This is a genomic window from Microbacterium sp. IO18, assembly GCF_049099505.1.
GTDB lineage: Bacteria > Actinomycetota > Actinomycetes > Actinomycetales > Microbacteriaceae > Microbacterium > Microbacterium aurugineum.
Map to the genome: position 1 here is coordinate 396,606 of NZ_JBMJAF010000002.1, position 24,817 is coordinate 421,422.

A 24,817-nucleotide genomic window follows, 5' to 3' on the forward strand; every position below is an offset into this window, starting at 1 on the left:
TGGCAAGTCGTTCCGGTCGCAGTTCGTGCCGCCAATCCGGCGCTTTTCCGTGAGAGAGTGCGACCGGAACGATCAGCCAGGACCGATCGGCGGCGCGCCCAGCACGGACCGGCAGCGGACCACATCCTCCGCGGTCTGGGCGATCAGGTCGTCGACGCGGTCGAACCGGAGCGTCGGACGCAGCAGCGCGATCAGGGTCACCTCCATTCGTCGGCCGTACAGGTCGATGTCCGCGTCATGCAGGTGCACCTCGACCCGCCGCTCACGGTCGCCGTCGAAGGTCGGGTTCGCTCCGACGCTGACGCTCGCCGCCCAGGGATGCACGGCTCCATCGATCCGGACCCATGCCGCGTAGATGCCGTCGTCGGGGAGGCTGCCGTCCGCAAGCTCCAGGTTCGCCGTCGGGAAGCCGAGCTCCCGTCCCCGACCGTCACCGGGGACGACGAGGCCGGCGATCGCCCCGAGCGGCTGAGCGCTCACGCGCTCTCGGGGGCGGCGATGGCGCGATAGCGGCTCTGGTGGAAGACGAGGGGCTCGACGTCGTCGAACAGCGTGAGATCGGTGATCTCGTACAGCGCGATCTCGTGATCCCCGCCGTCGAATGTGCTGTGCAGGCGGCAGGTGAGCCAGAGCGCGGCATCCGAGATGAGCACGGCCCCACCGTCGGTGCGCTGCCACTCGTGACCTCCGAACCGGTCTCCCTCACGCGCCGACAGCGAACGACTGAGCGGCTCGTGGTGCGCGGCCAGCACACTCATGCCGAGTTCGGGGACCTCGCGCAGCACCGGCCAGGTCTTCGAGGTGCGCGCCGCGCTGATGGCGACGAGTGCCGGTTCGAGCGAGATCGACGTGAAGGAGTTGACCGCCATCCCCACAGCCCGATCATCGATGTGCGCAGCGAGGGCGACGACGCCGGTCGGGTATACCGAGAACGCCCGGCGGAGGGCGAGGTCGCGCGGGAGGGCTTCGGTCACGGCAGACGTCATTTCGGCTTCCTTTCGTTAGTCAACTTTGACTAGTTCCGATAATAGGCAACTTTGATCATGCAAACAACCGGAATCTTGGACCCCAGCCGTTAGCATGAGGGGCATGTCGACCACCCGCCTCGTCGTCCTCGGCGCCGTGAAGCAGTTCCAGCCCGTACACGGGTACTTCCTCCGCCGAGAGCTCATGACGTGGCATGTCGACGAGTGGGCGCACATCCAGCCCGGATCCATCTACAACGCCCTGCGCGCCCTCGAGGTCGACGGCTACATCGCCGAGAGCGGCACCGAGGCCGAGGGCAAGCGCCCCGCGCGCACGACCTATCGCATCACACCGTCCGGCGAGGTCGAGCTCCAGCGGATGCTGCGGGAGAACCTCTGGAACGTCGCCGCCTTCGACACCCAGGCCATCATGACCGTCGCCTCGTTCATGTTCGTGCTGAGCCGGCAGGAGGTCATCGCCGGCCTCGAACATCGCCTCATCAAGAGCGACGCGATCATCACCCAGAACGGCTTCGATGTGCAGGACACACTGCGCTCCGAGACGACACCGAAGTACGTGCGCGAGATCTTCGACCTCTCCACCGCCCGCCTCACTGCCGAGAAGCAGTGGCTGCTCGACCTGCTGGAGCGCCTCCGCGGCGGCGAATACACCTTCGCCGGCGAGACGGTGAGCACGGACGACGACGCCGCCCGCACGGAGTAGCGACTCAGCGCGAGGCGACGAGCGTCGCGATCGACTCGGCGGACAAGGCCGCGGTGGTCGCCCCGCGGTGCTGGGCCACGATGGCTCCGGCCGCGGAGGCGCCGATCAGGGCTTCCTCGATCCCGTCGCCGCGGGCGAGGGCCGCGGCGAGGGCCCCGCAGAACGCGTCGCCGGCCCCGGTCGTGTCGACCGGGTCGATCCGGAAGGCCTCGGTGTGCAGGCGGTCACGCCCCGCGCGGTGGAGGAGCACTCCCCCGGCGCCCAGGGTGAGCACGATGGTCCGTGCACCCGCCGCATGCAGCCGGTCGATACCGCCGAGCTCGGCGCACTCCGTCTCGTTCACCACCAGCACATCGACATCGGGGAGCATCTCGACCGCGGCGGGGTGGGCGGGCGCGGCGTTGAGGATCGTCAGCGCGCCGGCCATCCGTCCCGCATGCAGCGCGGCGGACACGCTCGCGGCCGGGACCTCCAGCTGGGCGAGCACGACCGCTGCGCCCTCGATCCCGGCGATCGCATCGTCCGCGTCGAGCTCGGCGTTCGCACCGGCAGCCACGATGATGCTGTTGTCTCCGTCGGCGAAGGCCAGCACGTGGGCAACCCCGGTGGGAGCGGCGGCGCTGCGGCGCAGGACAGTCGTCACGCCGGCGTCCGACAGCGTCCGCTCGAGCACGTCAGCGGCCTCATCCTGCCCGACGACCGCGCAGAAGCGGGTGGGAGAGCCGCTGCGCGCGGAGGAGACGGCCTGATTCAACCCCTTCCCTCCGGAGAAGCGTCCGCCGGCCCGACCGAGCAGGGTCTCGCCGACGAGCGGGGGGCGCGAGACCTCGACGACCAGGTCGAGGTTCGCGCTCCCCACCACGGCGACACCGGTGCGGGTGTCAGACACGCGACATCGTCCGCCGGTACTGCGAGCCCGTGTGCGAGTCGGCGAGCGCAGGAGTGGGCGTGCCGATCAGACGCTCACGCAGCGACTGCGGCTCGGACGAGGGTTCGACGACCGCACCGCGCTCCTTGAGGATCGGCAGCACGTGCTCGATGAAGTCGACGGTCGAGGCCGGCGGGATGACGGGGGCGAACAGGAAGCCGTCGAGGTCGGCGCCGTCGGCGAGATCGATCATCCGGTCCGCCACCTGCTCGGGGGTGCCCACGATCGGGCGGGCACCGACGCCGTGCGCGTGCCAGTCGCCGAGCACGTCGCCCACGGTCTTGTCGGCGAAGCGGGCCACCTGCGTCTGCGACAGCTCGGTGCTCAGCTCCGACATCGGAGTGCTCGGCGCGTAGGCCGAGAGGTCGAGCCCGGTGAACCAGGCGTACGAGGCGACCGTGACGTCGGGGTTCTGCGCATCGGCGACCTCGGCGTACTTGCGCTGCGCCTCCTCCTCCGTGCTGCCGACGATCGCGGCGAACGCCGACATGATCTTCACCTCGTCGGCCGCGCGGCCGTTCTTGACCGCCTCCTCACGGATCGCGGCGGAGTGGGCACGGAGCTGCTCGACCGAGCCGCTGCCGACGAAGATCGCCTCCCCGTGCTTGCCTCCGAACTCGCGGCCTGCGGGTGACGCACCGGCCTGGAACAGCACCGGGGTGCCCTGCGGCGAGCGCGAGGTGTTGCCGTAGCCGTGCGAGCGGAAGTACGGGCCGTCGTGCGCGATGCGGTGCACCTTGGACGGATCGGCGAAGCGGCCGGACTTGTCGCGCTCCAGCGCGCCCTCCTCCCAGGCCTGCTCCCACAGCTTGTACACGACCTGCATGAAGTCGTCGGCCATGAGGTAGCGCTCGTCGTGGCCGACCATCGGCACACCGAAGCCCTGCACGGCGGTGTCGGCGGTGCCCGTGGTGACGACGTTCCAACCGATGCGTCCGCCGGAGAGGATGTCGAGCGTCGCCATGCGGCGCGCGAAGGCATAGGGCGGCTCCAGCAGCGTCGACCCCGTGGCGACGAGTCCCAGTCGCGTGGTCTCCGGGATGAGGGCGGCGAGGATGATCGCGGGGTCGAGGCGCGGCAGGTCCAGCCCCTCCACCGAGCAGATGTCGGGACGCTCGCCGGCGACGTCGGCCCAGCCCCAGGCATCCGCGAGGAAGAGGAAGTCGAACCCCGCGTCCTCGACCATCCGCGCGGTGTCGCGCCAGTACTCGAGCTTGTCGAACAGGTAGCGCCCGTTGTCGGGGTGTCGCCAGGTCGCCGTGCCGGAGTCGTTCGCCTGGGCGTTCTCGAAGAGGCCGAGACGCAGCGGCTTGACGGTGTTCTGATCGGTCATGTGCGGGTGCCTTCCTTGTGGGTGGTTCTGATCGTTCTGGGGTGGTTCCGGGCACGCCGGAGGAACCCCGGGACGGGTCGGGGGCTCCCGTCCCGGGATGGGGGTGCGGCGTCAGCCCTTGGCGGTGACCTCGCCGTCGCTCCACCAGAGCACGCGCTTGCGCACCAGGGCGAGGACGATGATCAGCAGCACACCGAGCAGACACAGCAGGGCGATGCTGGCCCAGGTGACGGGCAGGTTCGCCTGCGCGGCCGAGGTGGTCACGAGCGAACCGAGGCCGGCCTGCTGACCTGCCGCGACGAACTCGGCGACCGCCGCGCCGACGACCGCGAGCGGCAGGGCGATGCGGAGCCCCGCGAACACGTAGGGCATGCTGCCGGGGAAGCGCAGCTCGCGGAAGATCTCCCACCGCGAGGCGTGCAGCGTCTTGAAGACGTCGAGAGCCTTCTGGTCGACATCACGCAGACCCGCGAGCGAGTTCACCAGCATCGGGAAGAAGACCACGAGCCCGGTCACGATGAACTTCGGGACCATCCCGAAGCCGAAGGCCACGACCAGCGCCGGGGCGATCGCCACGATCGGCGTCACCATCACGATGATCACGAGCGGCATCACGGCCCGTTCGATGATCTGGAACTCCGCCATCACCACCGCCAGCAGGAAGCCGGCGAGGATGCCTGCGGCGGCACCGACGACGACCTCGAGCAGGGTGACGAGGAAGTTCGACCAGTACATGCCGGCATCGTCGACGAGACTCCCGCCGATCGCCTCGAGTGTCGGAAGCACATACGGGTTGGTCCAGGCCACGATCTGCCACAGCAGTGCGGCGATCACGAAGGTGATCAGGGTGGGACCCCACGACCCCCAGCGCAGCCACGGCGGGACTCCCCGGCGCGGCTGGGCCTTCAGGCGGGCGGTCGCGAGGGTCGCGGTGGTGTCTCTCATCGTCAGCTCAGACATGGGCCTTCTCCGTCTGCGCGCGCAGCGCACCGCGCACGACTGCCTCCAGCTCGCGGAACTCGTCCGTCGCATAGGCCTCCTCGGTGCGCGGCCGCGGGAGGTCGACGTCGATCACCTGGGCGATGCGCCCGGGGTGGGCGGCCATCACCACGATGCGGTCGGAGAGCATGATCGCCTCCGGCACGGAGTGCGTGACGAACATGACGGCCTTCCGGTTGGACTGCCAGAACTCCAGCAGGGCGATGCGCTGCAGGTCCCGGTTCATCTCGTCGAGGGCCGAGAACGGCTCGTCCATCAACATGATGGCGGGGTCGAACACGAAGGCCCTGGCGATCGCGGCACGCTGCTGCATGCCGCCGGACAGCTGCCCGGGGTACTTCATCATCGCCTGGCCGAGACCGAACGTCGACAGCAGCTCCGCCGGGTCGCGCAGAGCCCTTCCGGCGTTCGCCTTGGCGTTGATGCGTACGGGGAGCTCGACGTTCTCGCGCACGGTCTTCCACGGCAGCAGCGCGGGCGACTGCGGCACGAGGCCGATCTTCTTGTCCCGCGATGCCGCCGTGACGCTCTCACCGTCGATCGTGACCGTGCCGGAATCGGCCTCGAGGAGACCGGCGACGACCTTGAGCAGCGTGGACTTGCCGCAGCCGCTCGGGCCGATCACCGACACGAACTCGCCCATGCCGATCGTGAGGTTCACGTCGTCGAGCACCGTGACCTCGGCACCGTCGACGCCGAACGACTTCGAGACGTTCCTGACCTCGACGCCCGTGCCCTGTGCGACCGACATCACTTCGCCGGCCATGTCAGAGTGTCGCCGTCGTAGAGGTCGGCGACCAGGTCGGCGTCCATCATGTCGGCGATCGCGGGCAGGTCCTTGACGCCGCCGTACTTCTTCACGAGGGCGTACTCGGGCTCCCACATGGACTCGTTCTGCACGCCGGGGTTACCACCGGCGCTCTCCCGGACCCATGCGGACTCCACTTCCCACGTGCGGGCGAGCTGATCGCGCGGGAACGCGGCGCCCTGATTGTTGTCCTCGGCCAGCTTCGCGAGTGTGTCGATGCAGGCGTCCGACTCGTCCAGGCAGTACTGCAGCGCCTTGAGACTCGCCCGCATGAAGTCCGCGGCGACCTCGCGGTGCTCGTCGAGGAAGCGGGAGTTGACCTCCATCACGTTGTACGTGCCCTCGACCCCGAGGTCGGAGGGGAGGAACTCGCTGAACGGCAGGCCCTGCGCCTTGAGCGACTGCGGCTGGTTGGACGCGTAGCCGACGATGGCGTCGACCTGCTCACGCACGACGACGGTCGGGTCGTAGTTGGTCATCTTGACCATCTCGACCTTCGAGACGTCGACACCGGCCTCATCGAGCATGGCCGAGGCGATCGGGGTCAGGTTGATGAAGTATCCGAGCGATCCACCCTCGAGGTCGGTGAGGCTCTCGAGCTTCTCGTTGCCGAAGATCGAGAACGGCGGGGTGGTGCCGTAGGTCGCGACCGCTGTGAGGTTCTTGCTGTTCGCCGCTGCCAGCATCACATCGGATGCGGAGCCGAGAGCGGTGAACTGCGCCTGGCCGGATGCCACGAGCTGCTGCCCGTTCGCACCGGAGGCGTTGATCTCCACGTCCAGGCAGAGATCGTCGAAGTAGCCCAACTCCTCGGCGAGGAACACGTCGAGCTGCCCGGCGCTGGCGGAGTAGCCGTAACCGGAGATGTAGGTGATGGTGCCGGCATCCTGATTCCGCTTGCAGGCGTCGGTGTCGCTCGCACTCGTGGGGGCGGTATCGCCGCCTGGCGTCTGCGCGGAGCATGCTCCGAGCGTCAGCGTGGCGGCGAGAACGCACGTCAGGGTGGCAGTGATGCGGAATCGGGTTTCCGCAGAGGAAGTAGCCATGAGGGTCCCTTCTCGGCCGTTCGTCGTTGATGGCTCGATGAAAGTAACATAGTCAAGATTGACTAAGCAAGATCGAACTAACTTTTGACGAACTGCGAAAGGGCGGCAGGGACTCAGCGAGGGGCGTGGGCCTCCAGGAACTCGTACACGTCGGTCGTGTCGACGCCGGGGAACGACCCGGTCGGCAGGGTCGCCAGCAGGGTGCGCGGAGTCTTCACATTGGGCCAGGAGTTCTCACGCCAGCGCTCCTCCAGCTCGGCAGGTGCCCGTCGACAGCAGACCTCGACGGAGTGCTTCGAGACGCCGCGGTGCGAGGTGTCGCGCCCCACGAACCACCGCGTGTCATCGAAGCGCACGCCCACGCTGACCGAGTGCAGTCCCTCGCTCGACGCCTCGACCCGCGCGGTGCACCAGTACGTCCCGTTGCCGGTATCGGTGTACTGGTAGTACGGGTTGAAGCGGTCGTCCTCGTCGAACACCACTCGCGACGTCCACTTGCGGCAGCACATCTGTCCCTCGATCGCCCCGAGGCGGTCGGTGGGGAAGTTCACGTCGTCGTTCTCGTACGCCTTCGTGATCGTGCCCGACTCGTGCACCTTGAGGAAGTGCACCGGGATGTCGAGATGCCGCGTCGCGAGGTTCGTGAAGCGATGCGCCGCCGTCTCGTACGACACCGAGTACGCGTCGCGCAGATCCTCGATCGAGATCGCCCGCCGCTGCTTGGCGTCTTTCAGCGCCGGGACCACGTGCCCCTCGGGGATGAGGAGCGCACCCGTGAGGTAGTTGGTCTCGACGCGCTGCCGCAGGAACTCGGCGTAGCTGCGCGGCTCGGAGTGCCCGAGGATGCGGCTCGACAGCGCCTGCAGCACCGCGGTGCGGGCATCCCCCTTGGCCGGCACGCTGCTGGACAGGTACAGCCGTCCGTTCGCGAGGTCCGCGACGCTGCGGGTGGTCTGCGGCAGGTCGGGCGCGTAGTGCAGCGTGAATCCGAGGTACGCCGCGATCTCGGAGGCGGTGCGCTGGGTGAGGGGGCCACCGGGGTGCCCGACGGCGGTGAGGATCTCCGCGGCCTTCGCCTCGAGGTCGGCGAAGTGGTTGTCCTGACGACGCATGAGGTGCCGCAGCTCGACGTTCGCCCGCCGCGCCTCCTCCGGCGTGGCGGCCCGCTCGTCCTTGAGCCGGTCGATCTCGCCGTGCAGCGCCAGCAGCGCCTTCAACGCGTCGGTCGGCACGCTCTTCGCGATCCGGAACGGCTCGATGCCGAGGGCCTGGAACGTCTGTCCCTTCATCGCCCGCTCCAGCGCGATCTCGACCGCGCTGCGTTCGTCGAGCGGCTCCCCCTCCAGCAGCGCGTCGATGGTGACGCCGAGCGCGCGGGCGATCGTCTGCAGCTGCGTGAGCTTCGGCTCTCGCTTGCCGGTCTCGATCATCGACATCTGACTGGGGGCGCGATCGACCGCCGAGGCGAGGTCGTCGAGCGTCATCCCGCGCGCGGTGCGCAACTGTCGGATGCGTCGACCGATCGTGAGGGCGTCGGTCTCTTCTGCGGTATCCATCCCACTCCTCTTGTTCGCACCCCGTGCGGGATCAGAAACGCCCCTCCACGAGGCACTTCCGGCGCGTTTTTGCACTTCGACCGCCGATGGTCGGAGCGAGTGGAGGCGATTCTGTCACAGAAGCAGAAGAATGACGAAACTTCTGCGCGAGATCGGTCGTTCAGATGCCTGAACTTCACGCACAGTGGAACCACGCCACACCGGCACCGCAGCCGGATCCACCGAGGAGACACCATGACGAACACCGCCCACACCCCGACGCCCCGCCCCGCCGGTCTGCGAGCCGGCGACCAGGTTCAGACGGCCGCTGAACTCCAGGAGATCTGGGACACCGATCCCCGCTGGGACGGCGTCGAGCGCACGTACTCGGCGGAGGACGTCATCCGCATCCGGGGGTCGGTCCGCGAAGAGGCGACGCTCGCCCACCGCGGCGCCGACAACCTCTGGAACCTCCTGCACACCGAGGACTACGTCCGGGCACTCGGCGCCTACACGGGCGGCCAGGCCGTGCAGCAGGTGCGCGCCGGCCTCAAGGCCATCTACCTCTCCGGATGGCAGGTCGCCGCCGACGGCAACCTGGCCGGACAGACCTACCCCGACCAGTCGCTCTACCCCGCGAACTCGGTGCCGGCCGTCGTGCGCCGCATCAACAACGCGCTCCTGCGTCAGGACCAGCTCGAGCACGCGGAGGGCGAGACCACCCAGGACTGGCTCGCCCCGATCGTCGCCGACGCGGAGGCCGGCTTCGGCGGACCCCTCAACGCCTACGAGCTCGCACAGTCGCTCATCCAGTCCGGTGCCGCCGGCATCCACTGGGAGGACCAGCTGGCCAGCGAGAAGAAGTGCGGCCACCTCGGCGGCAAGGTGCTCGTGCCCACCCAGCAGCACATCCGCACCCTGAACGCCGCCCGTCTCGCGGCCGACGTGGCAGGAGTCCCGACCGTGATCATCGCCCGCACGGACGCCCTCGCCGCCGACCTGCTCACCAGCGACGTCGACGAGCGCGACCAGGAGTTCACCACCGGCGAGCGCACCACCGAGGGGTTCTACCGGATCCGCCCCGGCCTGGAGTCGGTCATCAGCCGCGGTCTCGCCTTCGCCCCCTACGCCGATCTGCTGTGGGTCGAGACGGGCGAGCCCGACATCCAGCTCGCCCGGGACTTCGCCGCGGCCATCCACGCACAGTTCCCCGGTAAGCTCCTGGCCTACAACTGCTCGCCGAGCTTCAACTGGAAGAAGCACCTGTCGGACGCCGAGATCGCGACGTTCCAGCAGGAGTTGGCAGACCTGGGCTACAAGTTCCAGTTCATCACCCTGGCCGGCTTCCACGCCCTGAACCACTCGATGTTCGACCTCGCCCGCGGCTACGCCGATCGCGCCATGAGCGCCTACGTGGAGCTGCAGGAAGCCGAGTTCGCCGCCGAAGCCCACGGCTACACCGCCACCAAGCACCAGCGCGAGGCGGGCACCGGATACTTCGACGTCATCTCCACCGCGCTCAACCCCGAAAGCGCGACCCTCGCCCTGGCCGGCTCCACCGAGGCCGCACAGTTCCACTGATCCGTCAGCCGATGCCGCCTCCGTCGAGGCCCCCTCTCCCCGTCGAGACCCCCGCCCTCCCACGCGAGCCGGAGGGGGTGTCGACGACAGGAGGGGGCGTCGACCATCTCTCGGCATCCCCGCAACGCAAAGGACCCACGATCATGACCACTCCCACCGCTCCCCCGACCACCGCTCCCCCGGCCACGGGCCCGATCCAGACGACCCAGCTGGGCCCTGCGATCGAGGTCACCGGATCCCTCCGCGAGCGCTACGAGGAGATCCTGACGCCCGAGGCGATCGCCTTCCTGACCGAACTGCACCACCGGTTCGCCGCCCGTCGCCATGACAGACTCGCAGACCGGATGCGTCGGCGCTTCGAGATCGGCAACGGACACGACCCGCGCTTCCGCGAGGACACGGCACACATCCGGGAAGACCGCGACTGGCGCGTCGCTGGCGCAGGACCCGGCCTCGAGGACCGGCGCGTCGAGATCACCGGCCCGACCGACCCGAAGATGACGATCAACGCCCTCAACTCCGGCGCACGCGTGTGGCTCGCCGACCAGGAGGATGCCACGAGCCCGACCTGGAAGAACGTGATCGAGGGGCAGCTCTCACTGCGCGACGCCATCCGCGGCGAGCTGTCGTTCACCTCCCTGGAAGGCAAGGAGTACCGCGTCACGGCGGAGCGCACCCCCACGATCGTGATGCGCCCGCGCGGATGGCACCTGCCGGAGAAGCACATCGCGTTCACCGACCGTGCGGGTCGTCGTACCTCGGCGTCCGGCTCGCTCGTCGACTTCGGGCTGTACTTCCTGCACAACGCGCAGGCGCTGATCGAGAGCGGCCGCGGACCGTACTTCTACATCGCCAAGCTCGAGTCGAGCGAGGAGGCGAAGCTGTGGGACGACGTCTTCTCCTTCAGCGAGGAGTACATCGGCATCCCGCACGGCACCATCCGCGCGACCGTGCTGATCGAGACGCTGCCTGCCGCATTCGAGATGGACGAGATCCTCTACGAGCTGCGCGACCACTGCGCGGGGCTGAACGCCGGGCGGTGGGACTACATCTTCTCGATCATCAAGAACTACCGGGGTCGCGGGGCGCGGTTCGTGCTCCCCGACCGCAGCGAGGTCACGATGACGGTGCCGTTCATGCGGGCGTACACCGACCTGCTCGTGCAGACCTGCCACAAGCGGGGAGCCTTCGCCATCGGCGGGATGAGCGCGTTCATCCCGAATCGTCGTGACCCCGAGGTGACGGCGCGTGCCATCGAGAAGGTCACCGCCGACAAGAAGCGCGAGGCGGGCGACGGCTTCGATGGCACCTGGGTCGCGCACCCCGACCTGATCCCCACGGCGCAGGCCGAGTTCGACGCCGTCCTGGGCGATCGTCCGAATCAGGTCGACCGTCAGCGCGACGACGTGCACGTGGAGGCGCGTGATCTGCTCGACCTGCACATCGGACGACCGATCACCGCGCAGGGTGTGCGGGACAACGTCTCGGTCGCCATCCGCTACCTCGAAGCCTGGTTGCGCGGACTGGGCGCCGTGGCGATCGACAACCTGATGGAGGATGCCGCGACCGCGGAGATCAGCCGTTCGCAGGTGTGGCAGTGGATCCACCAGGACCGCACCACCGAGGACGGCACCCCCATCACCGCCGAGTACATCGAGGGACTGATCGCGCAGGTGCTGGCTCAGGCGACGCGCAGCCACGGCGACCGCTTCGACGATGCGGCGGAGATCTTCCGTGAGGTCGCGCTGCGCGAGGAGTTCCCGACCTTCCTCACACTCGGCGCCTACAGCCGGTTCCTGGTCGACGAGGACTGAGCGATAGACGAAGAGCCCTCGGGGTCGCGGCGGACACCGCACCCGGGGGCTCTTCCCGGTCCCGAGCCGGGCCGACCGGGCGGGCGTAGCCTGGAGGCATGACCGACGTCTGGGCGGACATCGCCTCCGAGTTCCTGCACTTCTATCCGCGCGGCAGGCGCCTGCTGGCGGTCGCCGGGACGGATGCCGAGCGCTCGCGTGCCGCGGCCGACGCCCTGGCTGCTGCCCTGACCGCCGTCGACCAGGAAGTCGTCCGGGATCATTCCGCGGACGGAGGGGAAGCGGGAGTGCGTGAGGTCGTCACCGCGTTCCGCCAAGCCCCGACGAGCGATGTCATCCTGCTCATCTCCGGCCCGGCAGGTCTGCTCGGTGAGCGCACCAGGGGGATGTGGAACTACGCGGTGTGGCAGCTCGCAGGCGACGAACCGCCGCACACGGTCGCGAGCGCGATCGTCGATGTGACCGATCCCGCGCATCCGACGCGGCGATTCGCCGACTACTGCGCACTCCCCGCCTCCTACGGCGCCTGACACGCGGGGCCGCTCAGTGGAACGACGCGGCCACCGAGTTGCGGTGATAGTCGAACACGATGCTGGTGCGGGTGGAGGCGACGCTGCTCTGGGCCGACAGATGCTCGAGCACGAACTCCCGCATCTCCGATGAGTCGGCGACCGCGATGTGCAGGAGGAAGTCGTCGTCACCGCCGAGGAAGAACACCTGGATGACGGGCGGGAGGACACGCACCCGGTCCGCGAACTCGACGATGCTCTCCCGGCGACCGCTCGGACGCAGGGTCACCCCGATGATCGCCTGGAGCCCGGCCCCCAGCTTCCGCTCGTCCACACTCGCGTGGAACCCGGTGATCACCCCCCGATCGATCAGCGCGCGCAGCCGCGTGTGCGCGGTCGACGGTGCGACCCCGAGCCGAGCGGCGAGCTCCGCATTCGTCATCCGTCCGTCGGCGGTGAGCAGCTGCACGATCCTCGCGTCGATCGCATCGAGCGCGGGCGCCCGAACGCTGTTCGGCCCCGGGGCGTCAGAAGGCATCTCCATACGAAGCATTATTCAGGATTTCGGTCATCGACGAATCATCTTCACTGATTCTGTTGATCTGGCGATGTTTCTGCGATCCTGGGTCGGTCACCTCATCACACCCCTGGAGGATCAATGAAGATCGGCGTCCCCACCGAGGTCAAGAACAACGAGAACCGCGTCGCCCTCACCCCGGCCGGCGCCGATCGGTTGGTCCACGAAGGCCACCGCGTGCTCGTGCAGACCGGCGCAGGGCTCGGCTCCGGCATCACGGACGAGACCTACCGCGCCGCCGGCGCCGAGATCGTCGCGACCGCCGCCGAGGCCTGGGGCGAAGCCGATCTGCTGATCAAGGTCAAGGAGCCGATCGCCCAGGAGTACGGCTTCCTCCGGCCCGACCTCACGCTCTTCACCTACCTCCACCTCGCTGCCGACCGCGCGCTGACCACCGCGCTCGTGGATGCCGGGACGACGGCCGTCGCCTACGAGACCGTGCAGCTGCCCGACCGCAGCCTGCCGCTGCTCGTGCCGATGAGCGAGATCGCCGGACGGCTCTCCGTGGTCATGGGCTCGCACTCGCTGCTGCGCTCGCAGGGTGGTCGCGGAATGCTGCTCGGTGGCATCGCCGGCACCCCTCGCGCCAAGACCGTCGTGATCGGAGGCGGCGTCGCTGGCGAGCATGCCGCCGCGAACGCCCTCGGACTCGGCTCGAACGTGACCGTGATCGATGTCTCCCTCCCCCGCCTGCGCGAGCTCGAGCACCGCTACGGCGGCGCGCTGGAGACCCGCGCCTCGAGCCGCTACGACATCGCCGAAGAGCTCAGGACCGCCGACCTCGTGATCGGCTCCGTGCTGATCCCCGGCGCCGCTGCCCCCAAACTCGTCACCGACGACATGGTCGCCGCGATGAAGCCGGGATCCGTGCTCGTCGACATCGCGATCGATCAGGGCGGATGCTTCGAGGGCTCGCGCCCGACCACTCACGACGACCCCACGTTCGCCGTGCACGACTCGATCTACTACTGTGTCGCCAACATGCCCGGCGCGGTTCCCGAGACCGCGACCCGTGCGCTGACCAACGCGACGCTGCCCTACGTCTCGGCGATCGCCGGCAAGGGCTGGGAGCGTGCCGCGTCCGAGGATGCCGCGCTCACGAAGGGACTGAACGTCCAGAACGGGCACATCACCCTCCCCGCCGTCGCGCAGGCGCACGGCTTCCCGACCGACTGACCTTCCAGACCCGAAAGAACCTCGGATCTTGGCGACATCCCACACCTCGCGCGCCGCATCGACCCGAGTACGCTCGTAGTCGTGACCGAACGCGCTCCTCTCTCCCGCAAGCTGTCCGCCATCGCCGAGTCCGCGACCCTCAAGGTCGATGCCAAGGCCAAGGCCCTCAAGGCCGAGGGCAGGGACGTCATCTCCTACGCCGCCGGCGAGCCCGATTTCGCGACGCCGCAGTTCATCGTGGACGCCGCCGCGGAGGCCCTCGCCGACCCCGCGAGCTACCGGTACACGCCCGCTCCCGGCCTCCCTGCGCTGCGTGAGGCGATCGCCGCGAAGACCCTGCGCGATTCCGGCCTGGAGGTCTCCCCCAGCCAGGTCATCGTGACGAACGGTGGCAAGCAGTCCGTCTACCAGGCGTTCCAGGCCGTCGTGAACCCCGGCGACGAGGTGCTGCTCCCCGCGCCGTACTGGACCACGTACCCCGAGGCCATCCGTCTCGCCGACGGCACCCCGGTCGAGGTCTTCGCCGGCGCCGACCAGGACTACAAGGTCACGGTCGAGCAGCTCGAGGCCGGGCGCACCGCACGAACCACCGTGCTCGTCTTCGTGTCGCCGTCGAACCCGACCGGATCGGTGTACACCGCGAAAGAGACGCGTGCCATCGGACAGTGGGCGCTCGAGCACGGCATCTGGATCATCAGCGACGAGATCTACCAGAACCTCACCTATGAAGGTGTCAAGGCCACCTCGATCGTCGAGGCGGTGCCCGAGGTCGCCGGTCAGACGATCCTCGTCAACGGGGTCGCGAAGACCTACGCCATGACCGGGTGGAGGGTGGGCTGGATGGTCGGCCCGACCGACGCCATCAAGATCGCCGGGAACCTGCAGTCGCACCTCACCAGCAACGTGAACAACGTCGCGCAGAAGGCTGCCATCGCCGCGCTCAACGGTCCGCAGACCGAGGCCGAGCAGTTCCGCGAGGCCTTCGACCGCCGCCGTCGCCTCATCGTGTCGGAGCTGTCGAAGATCGACGGCCTCGTCGTCCCGAACCCCCTCGGCGCGTTCTACGTCTACCCCGACGTGCAGGGCCTGCTCGGTCGGACCTGGCGCGGCGTCACGCCGACCACCTCGCTCGAGCTCGCCGACCTCATCCTCGACGAGGCCGAGGTCGCGGTCGTGCCCGGCGAGGCCTTCGGTCCCTCCGGCTACATCCGCATGTCCTATGCGCTCGGCGACGACCAGCTGCTCGAGGGCGTGCAGCGCCTCCAGCGCCTGTTCGCCTGACGCGGTCCCGCTCCGTCGGCCGAGACCCCCGCTGACCGTCGAGACCCCCTCGCAGCCGCGGCGCTGCGAGGGGGTCTCGACGTGTGGCGGGGGTCTCGGCGGTCAGTCCTCGGGATGGAAGCCGATCAGCCAGCGGATGCCGTAGCGGTCGACGAGCGTGCCGTCGTAGTCACCCCAGGGGCGCTTCTGCAAGGCGTCGAGCACTCGCCCGTCGGCGGCGAGCTTGTCGAACCACTCGGTGAGGGTCAGAGCGTCGGCCGTGCCGAGGACGGACAGGAACATGCCGCCCATCTGGACGGCGTCGTCGTCGGCACCGGCATCCGCGCCGGCGAGCTCGACGAGTCCGCTCAGCTGCCCGTGCGCGACCGCATCGCCCGGGCCGTCATGACGCCCGGCTGCGGCGTAGTCGAACAGCTGCAGATCACCCCCGAACACGCCCTGGTAGTGATGGAGCGCCTCTGCGGCGTTGCCGGGGAACAGCAGGTACGGGATCAGTCCGCTCATGCCGCGAGTGTATCCGCGACCGTCGAGGTCCTACAGGTCGACGCCCACCAGCACGGGCTCCGGCTGCAGCACGAGACCGAACTCGGCGTGCACCCTGCTCTGGATGAACCGTGCGAGCTCGGAGACCTCTGCCGCGGTCGCACCACCCCGGTTGGTCAGGGCGAGCGCGTGCTTCGTCGACACCGATGCGCGTGAGCGCGGGAGCTTGAACCCCTTGCGGATGCCGGCCTGTTCGATCAGCCAGGCCGCGCTCACCTTGACGTCGGAGACGGTCGCGGGCTTCGACGGCGGAACCTGCCCGTCGTAGGCGGCGAGAGGGATCACGGTCACCGCATCGAGGTCCGGGGCGACCGGCCAGCGCGGGCACTCGGACGGCAGCGACCTGGCCACCGCCGCGGTCACGATGGCGTTCTGGAAGAAGGATCCGACGCCGTGCGTGTCAGGATCCGCATCGTCGAGGATCATCCCCTTCGACGCACGGGTGGCGAGGATCCGCTCCCTGACCCAGTTGAGCGGGACCGGCGTCTCGTCGACGAGGCCGAGCGCACGCCGCAACTGCTCGCCGCGGACCACGCGCTCCCCGGCGATCAGCAGGTCGACGGTCACCGTGAGGATCACGGCACGACGCTGCGGCACGCTTCCGTGGTGATGCTTGAGCACCGAAGTACGGAAGCCGAGGCCCAGATCGGCCGCCGGAACGGTCGAGATCTCGCCGGTCGACTCGTCGATCAGCTCGACCTCGACCAGCGTCTCCTGGATCTCCTGCCCGTACGCACCGATGTTCTGCACGGGGGCGGCGCCGACGGTGCCGGGGATTCCGCTCATCGCCTCGAGTCCCGCGTAGCCGTGGGCCACCGCGTAGGCGACCAGGTCGTCCCAGCCGTGTCCGGCCTGCGCGCGCAGACGGATGCGACCCGGGTGCGGGGAGGGGAGCTCCTCGATGCCCTCCGTACGCACTCGGATCACGGTGCCTTCGAAGGGCTCGTCGCCGACGAACAGGTTGGAGCCGCCGCCGAGGACGAACCACTCGTCGCCGCGCGCCCACGTCTCACGAAGGGACTCGACGAGACCCTCAGTCGTCGTCGCCTCGAACATCCGCTCCGGCGCTGCGCCCGTGCAGAGCGTCGTCAGCTCCGCCAGACGAACCGGCTCGATCTCCCGCATCAGACCGCCCTCATCAGACGGCGACGCGCAGCTGCGCCTTGACGAGCACGGTGGTCTCGCCGAACGTGACCTTGAGGTCGATGCGTGCGACCTGCTCGTCGACCGCACCGACGGTCGCGACGACCTTCACGTCCGCACCGTCGACCGGGTCGACGACGACCGGCTTGGTGAAGCGCACGCCGTAGTCGAGGATCTGCGTCGCGGGGTCGAGGGCCGCGACGACGACCGAGGACGCGATGCCCATCGTGAGCATGCCGTGGGCGAGGACGCCCGGGAGCCCGACGGACGCCGCCACATCGTCGCGGTAGTGGATGGGGTTGAAGTCTCCGGATGCTCCCGCGTAGCGCACGAGCGATTCGCGGGTGAGGTGCACGGTGCGCTCGGCGACCACGTCTCCGACGGTGTAGCCCATCAGACGGCCTCCCCTTCATCCGTGCTGTCCGCGCCGACCAGCAGCACGCTGGTCGCGGTCACGACGTGGGCACCCGCGGGGTCGGTGATCTCCGCCTCGCTCGTGATCATCGCGTTGCCCCCCATCATCCGGATGCCGGTCACGCGCAGCTGTGCGGTGAGCTCGTCGCCCGCGACGATGGGCCGCGTGTACGTGAAGCGCTGCTCCGCGTGGATGGTGCGCGCGAGCACGATGCCCGAGTCCTCCTGCCCCAGCAGCTGCTGGAGCGTGAGGTCCTGGATGACCATCGCGAAGGTCGGCGGCGCCACCACGTCGGAGAAGCCCGCCGCGCGGGCCGCCTTGACGTCGGTGTGCTGCGGAGCGTCGGCGAAGACGGCACGCGCGAACTCGCGCACCTTCTCACGGCCGACGAGGTACGGGGCCGTCGGCGGGAACTCCCGGCCGACCAGTTCTTGGTTCACTGCCACCCCTCGATCCTACCGAGGCCACCTCTCGGTCAGGCGCGCTTACGTCCTCTGACCGCCTTGATCGCCATCTGCACGGCGATCACCACGAGATATGCCGCGAACAGCATGTTGCCGAGGGTCGGATCGACGATCGTCGCCAGCCACGCCCCGAGCGCGGTCGTGGTGCACGCGGAGACGCCGATGAGCAGCGCGGCGAGCAGGTCGACATTGCGGTTGCGCAGATTCCCCACCGTGCCCGAGATCGCCGTCGGGATCATCATGAGCAGCGAGGTGCCCTTCGCGACGAGGTCGCTGGTGCCGAAGGCCAGCATCAGCACGGGGACGACGATCACGCCACCGCCCACCCCGATCAGACCGGCGAGGATGCCGGTGCCGATGCCGACGCCGACCAGGGCGATTCCGGTCAGCCAGGTGAGCTCGAACGCGGCGTCACGCGAGGGGATGACGAGGAAGAGACTGACGATCACGACGAGGAGGAAGCCGACGAAACCCCAGCGCAGGGCTGTCTGCGAGATGCGCGGCAGCAGGCGCGTACCGATCTGCGCGCCGAGCACGGCCCCGGCCGCCAGGATGATGGCGGGGATCCAGGCGACGGATCCGGTCGTGGCGTACGAGATGACGCCGACGCTGGCCGTCGGGACGATCGCCGCGAGCGAGGTTCCGGCCGCGAGACGCTGGTCGAAGTGGAGCAGGAGAACCAGTAGCGGGACGATGACCGTGCCGCCGCCGACGCCGAAGAGGCCGGAGAGGAGACCGGCGAGAAGGCCGATCCCGATGAACGTGATGTAGGCGCGAGGCCCTCGTGCCCTGGCCTGTACGTCACTCACCGGATCAGCCTACTCCCGGACTCCTCTCGTCCCGAACTCAGACCTCCGAGTCCGCCTTGATCGGCACGGCGATCGACTCGGTGAGCGCCTGCTCGTAGCGACGCTGCCGCCGACGCAACCACAGCCCACCGATGATCAGCAGAGCGAGCACCCCGTAGGCGATGGCTGCGAACGGCTGCATCACCAACGTGCTCAGGTCTCCCTGGCTCAGCTGCAACGCCTTGCGCAGCTGCTCCTCGGCCATCGGCCCCAGGATCATCCCGACCACCAGCGGCGCCACCGGGTATCCGTACCGGCGCATGAAGTACCCGAGGATGCCGACGATGAGCAGGATCAGGATGTCGGTCGGGGAGCTGTGCAGCGCGTACGCCCCGAAGACGGCGAACAGCAGGATCCCCGCGTACAGGTACGGCCGCGGGATCTGCAGCAGCTTCACCCACATGCCCACGAGCGGCAGGTTGAGCACGATCAGGATGACGTTGCCGATGTAGAGGCTCGCGATCAGTGCCCACACCAGGTTCGACTGGTTCTCGAACAGCAGGGGTCCCGGTTGGATGCCGTACGACTGGAACGCCGTGAGGATGATCGCCGCGGTCGCGGTCGTCGGCAGCCCGAGTGTGAGCAGAGGCACGAGCACACCGGCGGCAGCCGCGTTGTTCGCGGACTCCGGACCGGCGACGCCCTCGATGGCACCTCGTCCGAACTCCTCGCGGTGCTTCGACAGCTTGCGTTCGGTCGCGTACGAGAGGAACGTGGCGACGTCCGCACCGCCGGCGGGGATCGTGCCGATCGGGAAGCCGATCGCCGTTCCTCGCAGCCACGGCTTCCACGACCGGCGCCAGTCCGCCTTCGTCATCCATGAACGCCAGCCCCGGGTGACGGGGATGACGTCGACGCCGCCGTGACGCAGCCGCGCGGCGATGTAGAACGTCTCCCCCACGGCGAACAGTCCGACCGCGACCAGCACGATGTCGACGCCGTCGGACAGCGCCGGGATCCCCAGCGTGTAGCGCTGCTGCCCCGAGAGCCAGTCGGTGCCGACGAGTCCGAGGAACAGCCCGACGCCGAGCGAGAGCATCCCCCGGGAGATCGAGCTGCCGATCAGCGCACCCACCGTGACGAACGCGATGACGATGAGGGCGACGTAGTCGGCCGGTCCGAGGTTCACCGCGAACTGTGCGAGCAGCGGCGCCAGCAGGGTCAACCCCAACGTGGCGAGCGTGCCGGCGATGAACGAGCCGATGGCCGCCGTGGCGAGTGCGGCTGCGCCCCGCCCCATTCTGGCCATCCTGTTGCCTTCGATCGCGGTGACGATCGACGCCGACTCCCCCGGGGTGTTGAGCAGGATGCTCGTCGTCGAGCCGCCGTACATGCCGCCGTAGTAGATGCCCGCGAAGGTGATCAGCGCCGCCGCGGGGTCCAGTGTGTACGTCAGGGGAAGCAGCAGGGCGACCGTCATGGCGGGGCCGATCCCCGGCAGCACGCCGACCGCGGTACCGACGAAGACGCCGAGGAAAGCGAAGGCGAGGTATTCGGGTTGCAGCGCCGTCGCGAAGCCTTCGAGGAGCAGCGTCCAGCTGTCCATCAGAACATCCTTCCGAGCCAGCCGAGGGCAGGACCCCACGGGAGCGAGAGACCGAGCAGACCGCCGAAGGCGATCTGGATCACGACCGCGACGACGATCCCGATCAGGAAGGCCATCCACCAGCGCTTCGCGGCGAGGGACCAGGCGACGCCGCCGAACAGGAGTGCGGCGGCCGGCGCCCATCCGAGCGGCTCGATCAGCAGGAGGTGCGCGACCACCAGACCCACCAGCTTGGCGAGCGTCACCCAGTCGGTCGGCAGTGTGGTGTCGACGTCCTCCGCCTCCTCGGCACCGCCGCGCTCACCGCGCAGCACGCCGATCAGCACGGCGACTGCAGAGGCGAGCAGGATGACCGACACGAAGATCGGGAACACCGTCGGGCCGGCCTTCATGCCGACGGGGACATGGATCAGGAAGATGCCGACGACGGCGAAGACGCCGAGCGCGACCATGATGCCGGCGAACACGAGTTCGCCGAGGGCGACCCTCATGTCACTGCACCAGCCCGATGTTCTTCAGCGTCGCCGTGACCTCCTCGATGTTGCCCGTGAGGAACTCGTCGAACTCGTCCCCGACCAGGAAGGCGTCGGTCCAGCCCTTCGTCTCCAGCTGTTCGGTCCACGCCGCCGATTCGTGCAACTCGGTGATGACGCGCACGAGCTCGTCCTTGGCGCCGTCGGAGATGCCTCCGGGGGCGATCACACCACGCCAGTTGGTGAGGACGACGTCGTACCCCGCTTCGGTGATGGTCGGGACGTCGGGGAGCTGTTCGACCGGCTCCTCGCTGGATACGGCGAGCGCCTTGAGCGCACCGCTCTCGACATGCTGGGCGAACTCGCCCACGCCCGAGATGCCCGCGGACACCTTGCCGCCGATCAGCAGCGGCACCGCCTCACCGCCACCGGAGTTGGGGGTGTAGTTGAGCTTCTCCGCGATCTCCGCTTCGTCGAGGCCCGCTTCTTCGAGCATGAGCCCGGCGAGGATGTGGTCGGCGCCGCCCGCCGACCCGCCGGTGATCGTGACCGACTGGCCGTTGTCGACGATGTCCTCCACCAGGTCCTCGAGCGTGTCGTACTTCGAGTCGGCGGGGACCACCACGACGAGGGGCTCATCCGTGAGCCGGGCGATCGGTGTCGTGTCCTCGATGCGCACGGCCGAGGCGTTCGTCTCGACGGCCCCGACCATCACGAGGCCCATCACCATGAGCGTGTTCGGGTTCTTCTCGTTGGCCAGCTGCGCCAGGCCCACGGTGCCGCCGGCTCCACCGACGTTCGTGACGGGTGCAGAGCTGACGATGTCGTCCTCCGTGAGCACCTGGGACAGCGCACGACCGGTCTGGTCCCATCCGCCGCCCGGATCGGCCGGGACCACGATCGAGACGTCGGTGACCGCAGCGGCCTCGGCGTCCCCACCGCCGCCGTCGTCCGTCGGTGCGCTGCCTCCGGCGCAGGACGTGAGGGTGAGTGCGGCCACCGCGATGGCGGCCAGGACTCCGATGCGTGCGTGCTTCATGTGCGCTCCTCCTTGAGCGTTCGTGGTGCTGTGCGTCCACCTTGCGAGCCGGAGAGCCCTCGCTCAAGCTTCGGAAACCATTGGTCGGAGTTTCGAAACTATTGGTCGGGGACAGTGCCGTCCCCCGCTCGCACGGTCCGCCGTCTGGGGCGACAATGGTCAGGTGGCCTCGAAGATGACGCTCCGCATGCAGCTGCTCGTGCTGCAGGCGCTGATCGTGTTCCTGGTGACCCTCGCCACCGGCATCGTCGCCGGGGCGTTCCAGGAGCAGGCGCTCCGCGAGGCCTACAAGGACCGGATGCAGGCCGTCGCCCAGTCGATCGCCGCCCTCCCCGCCGTCCTCGCCGCGTTCGACGACATCGAGCCGTCGACGGCGATCCAGCCCATCGCCGAGGTCATCCGCGAGGCGTCCGATCTCGCCTACGTGGTGGTCGCCAACGAGGAGGGCATCCGCTACTCCCACCCGAATCCGGACCGCATCGGAGAGACCGTCTCCACCGACCCCTCCATCCCCCTCTCCGGCGAGGTGTACGTCGGCACGCAGACCGGAACGCTGGGCACGTCCTGGCGAGTCAAGGTGCCCATCCGCGACGACCATGACGAGGTGATCGGCACGGCGTCCGTCGGCATCCTCGAATCCGAGCTGAATGAGGAGTTCACGTCCAACCTCGCCTGGCTGATCTCCGCCATGCTCGCCGCGGCGGTTCTCGGGGTCTTCGGATCCGCGTGGGTCACCTCGGTCATCCGACGGCGCATCTACCGTCTCGAACCCCACCAGATCGCCGCACTCGTGAAGAATCAGGAGACGACGCTGCACGGCCTCAGCGAGGGCGTGATCACCGTCGACGACGAGGGCCGGATCACGCTCGTCAACGACGCAGCGGCGCGGTTCCTCGACCGCGATGCCGCCGAACTCGACGGCTCCCCCGCTGCCGATGTGCTCGGCGAAGAGCTGACCACGGTGCTGCGCGAGGGCGAGTCCGCCGGACGGCCGGTGATCGTCGGCTCCCACGTGCTGGTCGCCCGCAGCACCGGCAGCGAGGGCGAGGACGGCGGGATCGGGGCGACGCTGCTGCTGCGCGACCACACCGAGCTCCACGATGTCGTGCGCAGAGTCGAGGCGGCCGATGCGATCATCGCCTTCCGTCAGCGCTTCGGCATCCCCAAGGGGCTCAGCGCCGAGACGCTCGACCGGGTGTCCGCCGCCCTCGCTGCGCGTCCCGACGCATCCGCCACCGAGATCGGCGCGGATCTCGACATCTCGCGGGTGAGCGCACGACGCTACCTCGAGCATCTCGCGAGCTCCGGACGCGCGGTCCGCGCACTCGACTACGCGACCAAGGGCCGCCCCGGCACGCGCTACCGCATGAACGGGACGATCTGAATCTTCCCCTGGGACGCAGTGCCGTTGTATGCGACACTGGATCGCACTCGACGACGCCGTCAGCACACCCAGGATCGAAGGAGATCTCATGGTTCGCAGCACCTACCCCGATGTGGAGATCCCCGAGGTCTCCATCCACGAATTCCTCTTCGGAGGTCTCGGCGAGGAGGAGCTCGACACGATCGCTCTCGTCGACGGAGTGAGCGGGGCGACCACCACCTACCGACAGCTCGTAGGCCAGATCGACCTCTTCGCCGGTGCCCTCGCCGCTCGCGGAGTCGGTGTCGGGACCACGATCGGAGTCCTCTGCCCCAACGTCCCCGCGTTCGCCACGGTGTTCCACGGCATCCTGCGCGCCGGAGCGACCGCGACGACGATCAACTCCCTCTACACCGCAGAGGAGATCGCGAATCAGCTCACCGACGCCGGGGCGACGTGGCTCGTAACGGTGTCTCCGCTGCTGCCCGGTGCCTCTGCTGCCGCGGAGAAGCTCGGCTTCGCAGCCGACCACCTCATCGTGCTCGACGGCGCCGAGGGGCACCCGTCGCTTCCGGCGCTGCTGGGCGAAGGCCACCCGGCGCCGGACGTGTCGTTCGACCCGGCGACGCACCTGGCCGTGCTGCCGTACTCCTCCGGCACGACCGGTCGCCCGAAGGGTGTCATGCTCACCCACCGGAACCTCGTCGCCAACGTGTCGCAGTGCCGTCCGGTCCTGGGCGTCGAGGCGAGCGATCGCGTGCTGGCCGTGCTCCCCTTCTTCCACATCTACGGGATGACGGTGCTGCTCAACTTCGCGCTACGGCAGCGCGCGGTCCTCGTCACGATGCCCAGGTTCGACCTGCCGGAGTTCCTCCGCATCATCGCGGAACACCGGACGACCTGGGTGTTCGTCGCTCCCCCGATCGCGGTCGCGCTGGCGAAGCATCCGATCGTCGACCAGTACGACCTCTCCGCCGTGAAGGTGATCTTCTCCGGAGCCGCCCCGCTCGACGGGGCCCTGGCCTCGGCGGTGGCGAACCGGCTCGGCTGCACCGTCACGCAGGGCTACGGCATGACCGAGACGAGTCCGGCGGTGAACCTCATCTCCGAGACCCGTGACGACATCGATCGTTCCGCCATCGGCCCGCTCGTGCCCAACACCGAAGCACGCCTGGTCGATCCGGACTCCGGCGAGGACGTGGCCGTACCGGCCGAGGGTGCCAGCGAGCCGGGTGAGCTGTGGGTGCGCGGACCGCAGGTGATGGTCGGCTACCTCAACCGCCCCGACGCCACGGCCGAGATGCTCGACGCCGAGGGCTGGCTGCACACCGGAGACGTCGCGACCGTCACCCAGGACGGCATCTACCGCATCGTCGACCGGCTCAAGGAACTCATCAAGTACAAGGGCTACCAGGTCGCACCGGCCGTCCTCGAGGCGGTGCTGCTCGAGCATCCCACCATCGCCGATGCTGCCGTCATCGGCGCGCTCGACGCCGACGGCCAGGAGGTCCCGAAGGCCTTCGTGGTTCGACAGCCGGACGCCGACCTCGATGCGGAGGCCGTGATGGCGCATGTCGCCGCCCACGTCGCGCCGCACGAGAAGGTGCGACAGGTCGAGTTCATCGAGGTGATCCCGAAGTCGAGCTCCGGAAAGATCCTCCGCAAGGATCTGCGTGCACGCTGACGCCGTGGGGGGGGGCCCCCAAG

Annotated in this window: 25 protein-coding genes; 8 read left to right on the forward strand and 17 right to left on the reverse strand. The window is 68.8% G+C overall.

All coding sequences use genetic code 11. The features are described from left to right. Positions 1–72 precede the first annotated feature (72 nt). Together ACLF6J_RS13555 and ACLF6J_RS13560 are read right to left on the reverse strand one after the other, a co-directional pair. Positions 73–480 (reverse strand): riboflavin kinase, encoded by a 408-nt coding sequence (locus ACLF6J_RS13555; protein ID WP_047522365.1) that lies wholly within the window; start codon positions 478–480, stop codon positions 73–75. Continuing rightward, on the reverse strand, positions 477–986 hold the full coding sequence (locus ACLF6J_RS13560) for a flavin reductase family protein (RefSeq protein ID WP_047522367.1): 510 nt from the start codon (positions 984–986) through the stop codon (positions 477–479). The genes ACLF6J_RS13555 and ACLF6J_RS13560 overlap by 4 nt, the downstream gene beginning before the upstream one ends. Before the next feature lie 103 nt (positions 987–1,089). Here ACLF6J_RS13560 and ACLF6J_RS13565 point away from each other — a divergent pair, with 103 nt between their 5' ends. Continuing rightward, positions 1,090–1,689: a PadR family transcriptional regulator gene (locus tag ACLF6J_RS13565; RefSeq protein ID WP_047522369.1), complete on the forward strand. Its 600-nt coding sequence runs from the start codon at positions 1,090–1,092 to the stop codon at positions 1,687–1,689. Positions 1,690–1,693: 4 nt separating this feature from the next. Here ACLF6J_RS13565 and ACLF6J_RS13570 read toward each other — a convergent pair whose 3' ends face one another. The 6 genes from ACLF6J_RS13570 to ACLF6J_RS13595 form a co-directional block, all read right to left on the reverse strand. Beyond that, a complete protein-coding gene (locus tag ACLF6J_RS13570) occupies positions 1,694–2,578 on the reverse strand; it encodes a ribokinase (protein ID WP_134352073.1) in 885 nt (294 codons plus the stop codon). Beyond that, entirely contained in the window at positions 2,571–3,950 is a 1,380-nt protein-coding gene (locus tag ACLF6J_RS13575) for an NtaA/DmoA family FMN-dependent monooxygenase (RefSeq protein WP_134352074.1), read from the reverse strand. The genes ACLF6J_RS13570 and ACLF6J_RS13575 overlap by 8 nt, the downstream gene beginning before the upstream one ends. A 111-nt stretch (positions 3,951–4,061) precedes the next feature. Next, complete coding sequence (locus ACLF6J_RS13580; protein ID WP_047522375.1) at positions 4,062–4,910, reverse strand: ABC transporter permease; 849 nt, start codon at positions 4,908–4,910, stop codon at positions 4,062–4,064. Next, on the reverse strand, positions 4,903–5,715 hold the full coding sequence (locus ACLF6J_RS13585) for an ABC transporter ATP-binding protein (RefSeq protein ID WP_134352075.1): 813 nt from the start codon (positions 5,713–5,715) through the stop codon (positions 4,903–4,905). The genes ACLF6J_RS13580 and ACLF6J_RS13585 overlap by 8 nt, the downstream gene beginning before the upstream one ends. Further along, positions 5,700–6,803 carry an ABC transporter substrate-binding protein gene (locus ACLF6J_RS13590; protein ID WP_131494301.1) on the reverse strand — a complete coding sequence of 368 codons (1,104 nt, stop codon included), beginning with the start codon at positions 6,801–6,803 and terminating at the stop codon, positions 5,700–5,702. The genes ACLF6J_RS13585 and ACLF6J_RS13590 overlap by 16 nt, the downstream gene beginning before the upstream one ends. Before the next feature lie 113 nt (positions 6,804–6,916). Then, the gene (locus ACLF6J_RS13595; protein ID WP_047522379.1) at positions 6,917–8,359 is read right to left on the reverse strand and encodes a helix-turn-helix transcriptional regulator; all 1,443 of its coding nucleotides are present in this window, start codon (positions 8,357–8,359) and stop codon (positions 6,917–6,919) included. Between the two features lie 234 nt (positions 8,360–8,593). Between ACLF6J_RS13595 and aceA the strand changes: the two genes are divergently transcribed. From aceA to ACLF6J_RS13610, 3 genes are all read left to right on the forward strand, one after another. Further along, positions 8,594–9,919: an isocitrate lyase gene (gene aceA / locus ACLF6J_RS13600; protein ID WP_131494298.1), complete on the forward strand. Its 1,326-nt coding sequence runs from the start codon at positions 8,594–8,596 to the stop codon at positions 9,917–9,919. A 143-nt stretch (positions 9,920–10,062) separates the two neighbouring features. Next, a complete protein-coding gene (aceB, locus tag ACLF6J_RS13605) occupies positions 10,063–11,733 on the forward strand; it encodes a malate synthase A (RefSeq protein WP_244093490.1) in 1,671 nt (556 codons plus the stop codon). Positions 11,734–11,831: 98 nt separating this feature from the next. Continuing rightward, on the forward strand, positions 11,832–12,263 hold the full coding sequence (locus tag ACLF6J_RS13610; RefSeq protein ID WP_134352076.1) for a hypothetical protein: 432 nt from the start codon (positions 11,832–11,834) through the stop codon (positions 12,261–12,263). Between the two features lie 13 nt (positions 12,264–12,276). Here ACLF6J_RS13610 and ACLF6J_RS13615 read toward each other — a convergent pair whose 3' ends face one another. Continuing rightward, a complete protein-coding gene (locus ACLF6J_RS13615) occupies positions 12,277–12,795 on the reverse strand; it encodes an Lrp/AsnC family transcriptional regulator (RefSeq protein ID WP_131492339.1) in 519 nt (172 codons plus the stop codon). 105 nt (positions 12,796–12,900) lie between these two features. Here ACLF6J_RS13615 and ald point away from each other — a divergent pair, with 105 nt between their 5' ends. Both ald and ACLF6J_RS13625 read left to right on the forward strand, forming a co-directional pair. Beyond that, entirely contained in the window at positions 12,901–13,995 is a 1,095-nt protein-coding gene (gene ald / locus ACLF6J_RS13620) for an alanine dehydrogenase (protein WP_134352077.1), read from the forward strand. 81 nt (positions 13,996–14,076) lie between these two features. Next, entirely contained in the window at positions 14,077–15,276 is a 1,200-nt protein-coding gene (locus ACLF6J_RS13625) for a pyridoxal phosphate-dependent aminotransferase (RefSeq protein ID WP_134352078.1), read from the forward strand. 102 nt (positions 15,277–15,378) lie between these two features. On the opposite strand, the gene ACLF6J_RS13630 is transcribed toward ACLF6J_RS13625, so the two are convergent. Genes ACLF6J_RS13630 through ACLF6J_RS13665 form a run of 8 tightly spaced genes read right to left on the reverse strand, consistent with a single transcriptional unit; the run spans position 15,379 to position 21,747 of the window. Then, positions 15,379–15,780 carry a VOC family protein gene (locus ACLF6J_RS13630; protein WP_134352079.1) on the reverse strand — a complete coding sequence of 134 codons (402 nt, stop codon included), beginning with the start codon at positions 15,778–15,780 and terminating at the stop codon, positions 15,379–15,381. 30 nt (positions 15,781–15,810) lie between these two features. After that, positions 15,811–16,944 (reverse strand): UDP-N-acetylmuramate dehydrogenase, encoded by a 1,134-nt coding sequence (locus ACLF6J_RS13635; RefSeq protein WP_134352080.1) that lies wholly within the window; start codon positions 16,942–16,944, stop codon positions 15,811–15,813. Between the two features lie 13 nt (positions 16,945–16,957). Further along, positions 16,958–17,356 carry a MaoC/PaaZ C-terminal domain-containing protein gene (locus ACLF6J_RS13640; RefSeq protein WP_134352081.1) on the reverse strand — a complete coding sequence of 133 codons (399 nt, stop codon included), beginning with the start codon at positions 17,354–17,356 and terminating at the stop codon, positions 16,958–16,960. Beyond that, complete coding sequence (locus ACLF6J_RS13645) at positions 17,356–17,823, reverse strand: FAS1-like dehydratase domain-containing protein (RefSeq protein ID WP_047524846.1); 468 nt, start codon at positions 17,821–17,823, stop codon at positions 17,356–17,358. The genes ACLF6J_RS13640 and ACLF6J_RS13645 overlap by 1 nt, the downstream gene beginning before the upstream one ends. Positions 17,824–17,852: 29 nt before the next feature. Further along, the gene (locus ACLF6J_RS13650) at positions 17,853–18,650 is read right to left on the reverse strand and encodes a sulfite exporter TauE/SafE family protein (protein ID WP_047524847.1); all 798 of its coding nucleotides are present in this window, start codon (positions 18,648–18,650) and stop codon (positions 17,853–17,855) included. Between the two features lie 37 nt (positions 18,651–18,687). Next, complete coding sequence (locus ACLF6J_RS13655; RefSeq protein WP_047524848.1) at positions 18,688–20,235, reverse strand: tripartite tricarboxylate transporter permease; 1,548 nt, start codon at positions 20,233–20,235, stop codon at positions 18,688–18,690. After that, positions 20,235–20,726 carry a tripartite tricarboxylate transporter TctB family protein gene (locus ACLF6J_RS13660; protein ID WP_134352082.1) on the reverse strand — a complete coding sequence of 164 codons (492 nt, stop codon included), beginning with the start codon at positions 20,724–20,726 and terminating at the stop codon, positions 20,235–20,237. The genes ACLF6J_RS13655 and ACLF6J_RS13660 overlap by 1 nt, the downstream gene beginning before the upstream one ends. 1 nt (position 20,727) lies before the next feature. Next, entirely contained in the window at positions 20,728–21,747 is a 1,020-nt protein-coding gene (locus tag ACLF6J_RS13665) for a Bug family tripartite tricarboxylate transporter substrate binding protein (RefSeq protein ID WP_134352083.1), read from the reverse strand. A 163-nt stretch (positions 21,748–21,910) separates the two neighbouring features. On the opposite strand from ACLF6J_RS13665, the gene ACLF6J_RS13670 reads away from it, so the two are divergent. Both ACLF6J_RS13670 and ACLF6J_RS13675 read left to right on the forward strand, forming a co-directional pair. Beyond that, the gene (locus tag ACLF6J_RS13670) at positions 21,911–23,131 is read left to right on the forward strand and encodes a PAS domain-containing protein (protein ID WP_047524095.1); all 1,221 of its coding nucleotides are present in this window, start codon (positions 21,911–21,913) and stop codon (positions 23,129–23,131) included. An 88-nt stretch (positions 23,132–23,219) separates the two neighbouring features. Beyond that, positions 23,220–24,794 carry an AMP-binding protein gene (locus ACLF6J_RS13675; protein WP_134352084.1) on the forward strand — a complete coding sequence of 525 codons (1,575 nt, stop codon included), beginning with the start codon at positions 23,220–23,222 and terminating at the stop codon, positions 24,792–24,794. Positions 24,795–24,817: the final 23 nt, after the last annotated feature.

Bases quoted from the DNA above. Each gene is read 5' to 3' on its own strand.
- ACLF6J_RS13560 (WP_047522367.1), bottom strand. From the start codon at position 986: ATGACGTCTGCCGTGACCGAAGCCCTCCCGCGCGACCTCGCCCTCCGC.
- ACLF6J_RS13565 (WP_047522369.1), top strand. From the start codon at position 1,090: ATGTCGACCACCCGCCTCGTCGTCCTCGGCGCCGTGAAGCAGTTCCAG.
- ACLF6J_RS13575 (WP_134352074.1), bottom strand. From the start codon at position 3,950: ATGACCGATCAGAACACCGTCAAGCCGCTGCGTCTCGGCCTCTTCGAG.
- ACLF6J_RS13580 (WP_047522375.1), bottom strand. From the start codon at position 4,910: ATGTCTGAGCTGACGATGAGAGACACCACCGCGACCCTCGCGACCGCC.
- ACLF6J_RS13585 (WP_134352075.1), bottom strand. From the start codon at position 5,715: ATGGCCGGCGAAGTGATGTCGGTCGCACAGGGCACGGGCGTCGAGGTC.
- ACLF6J_RS13590 (WP_131494301.1), bottom strand. From the start codon at position 6,803: ATGGCTACTTCCTCTGCGGAAACCCGATTCCGCATCACTGCCACCCTG.
- ACLF6J_RS13595 (WP_047522379.1), bottom strand. From the start codon at position 8,359: ATGGATACCGCAGAAGAGACCGACGCCCTCACGATCGGTCGACGCATC.
- aceA (WP_131494298.1), top strand. From the start codon at position 8,594: ATGACGAACACCGCCCACACCCCGACGCCCCGCCCCGCCGGTCTGCGA.
- aceB (WP_244093490.1), top strand. From the start codon at position 10,063: ATGACCACTCCCACCGCTCCCCCGACCACCGCTCCCCCGGCCACGGGC.
- ACLF6J_RS13610 (WP_134352076.1), top strand. From the start codon at position 11,832: ATGACCGACGTCTGGGCGGACATCGCCTCCGAGTTCCTGCACTTCTAT.
- ACLF6J_RS13615 (WP_131492339.1), bottom strand. From the start codon at position 12,795: ATGCTTCGTATGGAGATGCCTTCTGACGCCCCGGGGCCGAACAGCGTT.
- ald (WP_134352077.1), top strand. From the start codon at position 12,901: ATGAAGATCGGCGTCCCCACCGAGGTCAAGAACAACGAGAACCGCGTC.
- ACLF6J_RS13630 (WP_134352079.1), bottom strand. From the start codon at position 15,780: ATGAGCGGACTGATCCCGTACCTGCTGTTCCCCGGCAACGCCGCAGAG.
- ACLF6J_RS13635 (WP_134352080.1), bottom strand. From the start codon at position 16,944: ATGCGGGAGATCGAGCCGGTTCGTCTGGCGGAGCTGACGACGCTCTGC.
- ACLF6J_RS13640 (WP_134352081.1), bottom strand. From the start codon at position 17,356: ATGGGCTACACCGTCGGAGACGTGGTCGCCGAGCGCACCGTGCACCTC.
- ACLF6J_RS13655 (WP_047524848.1), bottom strand. From the start codon at position 20,235: ATGGACAGCTGGACGCTGCTCCTCGAAGGCTTCGCGACGGCGCTGCAA.
- ACLF6J_RS13660 (WP_134352082.1), bottom strand. From the start codon at position 20,726: ATGAGGGTCGCCCTCGGCGAACTCGTGTTCGCCGGCATCATGGTCGCG.
- ACLF6J_RS13665 (WP_134352083.1), bottom strand. From the start codon at position 21,747: ATGAAGCACGCACGCATCGGAGTCCTGGCCGCCATCGCGGTGGCCGCA.
- ACLF6J_RS13675 (WP_134352084.1), top strand. From the start codon at position 23,220: ATGGTTCGCAGCACCTACCCCGATGTGGAGATCCCCGAGGTCTCCATC.